This is a genomic window from Nocardia amamiensis (assembly GCF_015477605.1).
In the GTDB taxonomy this organism is placed as follows: domain Bacteria; phylum Actinomycetota; class Actinomycetes; order Mycobacteriales; family Mycobacteriaceae; genus Nocardia; species Nocardia amamiensis_A.
Genome location: NZ_JADLQX010000101.1, coordinates 1 through 3,939, shown reverse-complemented (window position 1 = coordinate 3,939; position 3,939 = coordinate 1). Strand labels below are relative to the sequence as shown.

Below are 3,939 nucleotides of genomic sequence, written 5' to 3'. Positions count from 1 at the left end.
CCGGCCTTCACCACCGCGTGCATGCCGATCACCAGCTCGAGCGAGCGGCGCATGCCCAGCGCGACAAGCGATTCCGGCCCGACGCCGTCGGCGATCAGGAAGCGGGCCAGCCGGTTGACCCGCGCGTGGAACTCGGAATACGTCAGCGTCGCGGAGCGACTCGATGAGGGGTGGCGGTCGGGCGACGGGTGGGCAAGCGTGGTGCCCTCGAAGTCGAGCGCGATGTTGTCCGGGGTCAGCGGCATCTGCGCGTCCAGCAGCGCCGCGAGCGTGGTCTCCGGAACGTCCTGCTCCGAATCGTTCCACTCCAGCAGCGTCCGCTCGCGCTCGTCGCCGGTGGTGACATCCAGGCTCCACACGGCGGTGTCCGCGTCGGCCGCCAGAAAACGGCCGAAGAACTCCAGGAAGCGCGAATGATGCTCACGCGTTTCGCCTTCGGTGTACAGATTCGGGTTGGTCTCGAAGTCGATGCGGGAACCGGCGCCGCCCTGGGACTGATAGAAATTGACGCCCAGATCCTCGATCGACCCGGTGGACAACACGTGCAGCCGACCGGACATCGGGCCCAGCATCAGTTCGTCGAGGAACAACATGATGTTGATCCACGGACCGAAGTACCCCCTGTCGACAGCTCCGTCGCCGACATTGTCACGGCGGATGTCCTCGTGTCGGTACCGCTGATGACTCAGGGCATTCATGACCTCGGTTTGAATCTGCTGTAGCAGATCGGCGATCGTGGTGTCGTACCCGACGCGCAGCCGCAATGGCACGATATTCGATACCGCGCCGCCGGACCGGCGCATGGCCCGTGTTGTCCGAGCGGTCACGGGCAGGCTCAGGACCACATCCTCAGAGCCGGTCCATTGCGCCATGTACGTGGCGAATGCCGCGATCAGCAGGCCCGGGCGCGAGGGAGCAAGGCGTGTGCTGGCGGCTTCCAGCAACCCGTTCTGCTCATCCGACAGGACGGCACTGGCGATCCTGTTCAACGGCGCGGGCGCAGCGGACCGGCCGACCAAGCTGGTGCCCGCCTCCAACCCGGCTACCCGCTGCGCCCAGTACTCCTTGTCGGAGGCGAACTCTTCGCTCTCCCGATAGTCGAACTCGGACTCGACCAGAGTGCGCTGGTCGACAGCCTCTGACGGGGTTGGCTCGGTGCCGTTGTCATAGGCGGTGTACAGCTGTGCGATGCGGCGCACGTTGGTCATCGCGCCGAAACCGTCCAGCGCGATGTGGTGAGCCCGCGCGTACCAGAACCAGTGGTCGTCATCCAGTTGCAGCGCAGCGACCTTGATCAGCCGGTCGGTGACGATATTCAGTGGGCGGCTGTAATCCGCACGCATCCATTCCGTGGCCGTCGCGACGGGATCATCGGCGTTGCGGAAGTCGACGTGCTCGACCCCGTCGGAGTCGGCGATCGACGAATCGACCCACTGCCACGGCTCACCGTCGTGTTCGATGACGCGAAGGAACCACGAGCCCAGTTCGTGAGAGGTGTCGATGAGCGCACGCTCGAGCATCGACACATCCAGCTCGCCATGCAAGTCGACGTACAAGGCGACGGTGATCGGCACTTGCGGGTCGACATGTTGTGCGTACCAGATGCCCAGCTGAGCGGGCGACAACGGAAACAGACCCTCCCCGGAAGCCGACATAGCCGCCCTCTTGCCGCCTGCTACACCGTTTCCACCGAAATCGAGCCGATCCAACCTGCAACCTTCCTACATGCCTAACGAATACACGCCAATGCCGACGCCATGTTCTGAGCACACTTTCCGAAGTTCAGACTCTTCGATCTCGATCAATATGGAGCATCTGGACCGAGTCTGCTATTAGCCATTCAATCCCGAACGGACACCTCCGTATTTATAATCTGCGCGAGCCTCGCGGCATGGCCATGCTGGACATAATTGTCGATATATGGTCTGGTGAACAAATATCCACTGACTCGGGTGAGCTCCGGACCCCGACCCCGCCACTGCCTCTGGGCAAATGGATATGGTCGGAGTTGCTCTCGCATTAACGCGTCGATAAGGTTCCGCCCCCAGTGAAGCATGTCCTCTTCACTTGCGAGTTCGAGATAGTTAAATATTTCAGGGACCATCCGCAGTGAACTGTCTGCCGACAGTGCAGTAGTTAGATCGCCCGGGGCTGCAGCCCAGTATGCAGGTATTTTCTCTATGTTCCTTTCACCGAGAATGCCGTAGCCTCCCGGATCGGACCCGATCATCTGACCACTCGGCCGCAGCGGGTCGGCGATGAGAGCGCAGGCGATAACCTTCGAGTGCAGATCCCAACTCTGACCGACATCTGCCGCAAAGTTGCCAGCAACTGCTGCGCCCTGCGCGTAGCCAGCAATGACGACCGGATTCGGAGTGCTCTCAACTTCCATAGCTAGCATCGACCTATGCACCACGTTACTTCCCGGGTAAGCGACTATTCGTGGCGCGAAACGCGTCGGATCGAGAGCGTCAGCGAAAGCTTTCGTAACTGGATGACATTCGGCGGACCAGCTGGCCCCAACAACTATTACATCAATCATGAAATATTGCCAGGTAAGCGATCTATGGCTATCGACCACCGGCCATGCATGTACCTCAATCCAGCGACCCGAAACCTTCCGTAAGCGTGCACTCCCGCATTCCCGCCCCCCAGTTACGGACATATCACCCGATCAACGTTTTGACGGCCGCAGAACAGCATCAGTCCGACCAGCCGCATGCTCGACTTTCCCACGCGAGCAGCTCAACCGGTATGGGGCAAATCCCTACGGTCGAGCGAGGCGAAGGTGTCTGGATCCGATCGCCGCAGCCGCAGCGACGCACGCGGCCGCCTCACACGTGAAGATCGGCGGTAGTTCACGACGAACACGCCGAAGCGTTGTGGAGCAGCCTCTACTTCGTCACCGCCGGTCGACGGCCGCCACACCGCCGATACCCGGCCTACCGGCTCCGGATGCGCGGCGAACGAGAAACGGTCCGGGACTGGGTGTATACGCGAGCCAAGCAGCTCTGCCGCTCGCAACGCCGGGTTCGACTAAATCGGCCGCCAGGTGTAGATGAGTGACGAGCGGGCCGCTCCTTCCGAACCGGCCCGCTCCGACAACTACCCTGTGGTGCCGCCACCGCCTCTGGCCGAACCACTCAAGGAACCAGACCACAACGCCAATGAGCAACTGCATCAACGGAGAGCACGGCAACTGGGGGGAGCGCAGCCAACATCCGCCGACCCGAGCATCACCGGCTCGATGACCGGCGGCGTAGCCGATGCAGTCGTATTGATGTGAAACGGATCGGTTGTGCCACATGATGTTCCGTGGGTGGGTGATGGTCTCAGGATGGACATGCGCAGGCTTTCCCCAGGGCAGCAGGAGGCGTTGCGGATGCGGGTGATGGGAGCGATACGCGATGGCATGACGTCCGCGGAGGCCCAGCGGGTGTTCGGGGTGTCAGAAGGGTCGATCCGGAACTGGCGCAACAGGTTCGCCGCTGGTGGCGTGGAGGGTTTGGAGTCGGGACGGCCGGGCCGGCGTGCCGGTGACGGGGCGAAGCTGACACAGTCGCAGGCCGAGGCGCTGGTGGACGCGCTGGTGGTGTTCGTACCGGGACAGTTGGAGCTGGGCGGACTGTTGTGGACATTGCGGAAGGTCGCCGAGCTGACCCGCCGGCTGTTCGGGGTTTCGTTCACCGAGCAGGGCATGGAAAAGGTGTTGCGCCGCATGGGATTCACGTTCCAGCGCCCGGACCGTCGCGCGATCGAGGCGAATCCGGAGGCGATGGCCGAGTGGGTGCGGGTCACCTACCCTGCGCTGACAGCACGGGCGAAGGCCGAGGACGCGGTGATCCTGTTCGGCGACCAGGTCGGGGTGCGCTCCGACCAGTTGTCGGGCCGCACATGGGGCCGCCGTGGCCAGACACCGGTGGCCGCGAGGACCGGGAA

Annotated in this window: 4 protein-coding genes; 2 read left to right on the top strand and 2 right to left on the bottom strand. The window is 62.8% G+C overall.

The window, feature by feature from the left end:
- Positions 1-1,655, bottom strand: a 1,655-nt coding sequence (locus tag IU459_RS36695; protein ID WP_228839032.1) for a condensation domain-containing protein, incomplete at its 3' end; no start/stop codon positions are given.
- Between the two features lie 185 nt (positions 1,656-1,840).
- Positions 1,841-2,392 carry a hypothetical protein gene (locus tag IU459_RS36690; RefSeq protein WP_195134181.1) on the bottom strand — a complete coding sequence of 184 codons (552 nt, stop codon included), beginning with the start codon at positions 2,390-2,392 and terminating at the stop codon, positions 1,841-1,843.
- Positions 2,393-3,058: 666 nt separating this feature from the next.
- On the opposite strand from IU459_RS36690, the gene IU459_RS36685 reads away from it, so the two are divergent.
- Positions 3,059-3,286 carry a hypothetical protein gene (locus IU459_RS36685; protein ID WP_195134180.1) on the top strand — a complete coding sequence of 76 codons (228 nt, stop codon included), beginning with the start codon at positions 3,059-3,061 and terminating at the stop codon, positions 3,284-3,286.
- Positions 3,287-3,343: 57 nt separating this feature from the next.
- On the top strand, positions 3,344-3,939 hold a 596-nt coding region (locus IU459_RS36680), incomplete at its 3' end, for an IS630 family transposase (protein WP_195134179.1).

Bases quoted from the DNA above. Each gene is read 5' to 3' on its own strand.
- IU459_RS36690 (WP_195134181.1), bottom strand. From the start codon at position 2,392: ATGGAAGTTGAGAGCACTCCGAATCCGGTCGTCATTGCTGGCTACGCG.
- IU459_RS36685 (WP_195134180.1), top strand. From the start codon at position 3,059: ATGAGTGACGAGCGGGCCGCTCCTTCCGAACCGGCCCGCTCCGACAAC.